We start from the raw sequence: 1,361 nt of genomic DNA on the forward strand, positions 1-1,361 counted from the left end.
GGCGGCCCGCGCTTTGAAGGGGGCGGGGGGTGCGGTTTCTCTTTCGGGTGCGGGTCGTGTGTGGTTGCTCGCGCAGTTCCCCGCGCCCCCTACGGGGGCGCCGATTATGAGGTCGTGCCAGGGAGCATGTCCTGGCGGAGGCGCCGCAGGATGCGGGAGAGCAGGCGGGAGACATGCATCTGGGAGATGCCCAGCCGCTCACCGATCTGGGCCTGGGTGAGCTCCTCCACAAAGCGCAGGTGCAGCAACTGGCGGTCGCGCTGGTCGAGCTCGGCGATCAGGGGGGACAGGGCGTGGCAGTTCTCGACCAGTTCCATGGCCGGGTCCTCCTCGCCGATGACATCGGCGAGCACCGTCTCCGCGTCGTCCCCGCCGCCCAGTGTGGCGTCCAGGGAGGCGGAGGTGTAGCCATTGGCGGCCACCCGGGCCTCGATGACCTCCTCCTCGTCCAGGCCCATGGCCGCGGCGAGTTCGGCGATCGTCGGGGAGCGGCCCAGGCGGCTGCTGAGTTCGTCCGTGGCCTTGGCCAGTTCGACCCGGGCCTCCTGCAGGCGCCGGGGGACGTGCACCGCCCAGGAGGTGTCCCGGAAGAACCGCTTGATCTCGCCGACGATATAGGGGATGGCGAAGGTGGGGAACTCCACCTCACGGGAGAGCTCGAACCGGTCGATGGCCTTGATCAGGCCGATGGTGCCGACCTGGATGATGTCCTCCATCTCGTCGGCCCGGTTGCGGAACCGTCCGGCCGCGTAGCGCACCAGCGGCATATTCATCTCGATCAGGGTGTTGCGTGCGTACTGGTACTCGGCCGTGCCCTCCTCCAGGGCCGAGAGCCGGTCGAAGAACAGCTTGGACAGCGCACGCGCGTCCCGGGGAGCCACCTTGCCCGGGTCGGTGACCTCTGGCAGTCCCGTCACGCCGGTCTGGTTCGCCGTCGTCGTGGATGCCGTCACCACAGACATGTTCCCTCCCGTTCGTTGACGTCTTCGGCCTGTAGCACCGAAGCGGTGAGCTGCGCTTTCCCACTTTGCCGAAGTTCATGCCGGGAATTTTCGGGAGGTCAACGCCGGACGTAACAACGGATGATGGTTGCGCCGGGACGGGTGTGGGTGTGCACCAGGTCGCTGAGGTAGTGGACCAGCAGCAGTCCGCGGCCGCCCGGCCGGTCCGCGGGGGGCGGACGGCGGCCCGCCAGCGGGTCGGTGAGATGGCCGCGGTCCTCCACCTCCCAGACCAGATGGCCGTTCTCGGCCCAGACCCGTACCGTGCCGGAGCCGCCGCCGTGCACCACACTATTGGTGGTCAACTCGGCCACGGCCAGGGCCAGATCGTCCAGCGCGGCGGGGGACAGGCCCAGCGTG

General features: G+C 68.9%; 2 protein-coding genes. Both read right to left on the reverse strand.

Annotation, left to right across the window (positions count from 1 at the left end; genetic code table 11):
- Positions 1–104: 104 nt before the first annotated feature.
- Entirely contained in the window at positions 105–962 is an 858-nt protein-coding gene (locus CV755_RS34010; protein ID WP_109284860.1) for an RNA polymerase sigma factor SigF, read from the reverse strand.
- A 98-nt stretch (positions 963–1,060) separates the two neighbouring features.
- On the reverse strand, positions 1,061–1,361 hold a 301-nt coding region (locus tag CV755_RS34015), incomplete at its 5' end, for an ATP-binding protein (protein WP_161968803.1).

This window comes from Streptomyces orinoci (genome assembly GCF_003121295.1).
Taxonomy (GTDB): domain Bacteria; phylum Actinomycetota; class Actinomycetes; order Streptomycetales; family Streptomycetaceae; genus Streptomyces; species Streptomyces orinoci.

Bases quoted from the DNA above. Each gene is read 5' to 3' on its own strand.
- CV755_RS34010 (WP_109284860.1), bottom strand. From the start codon at position 962: ATGTCTGTGGTGACGGCATCCACGACGACGGCGAACCAGACCGGCGTG.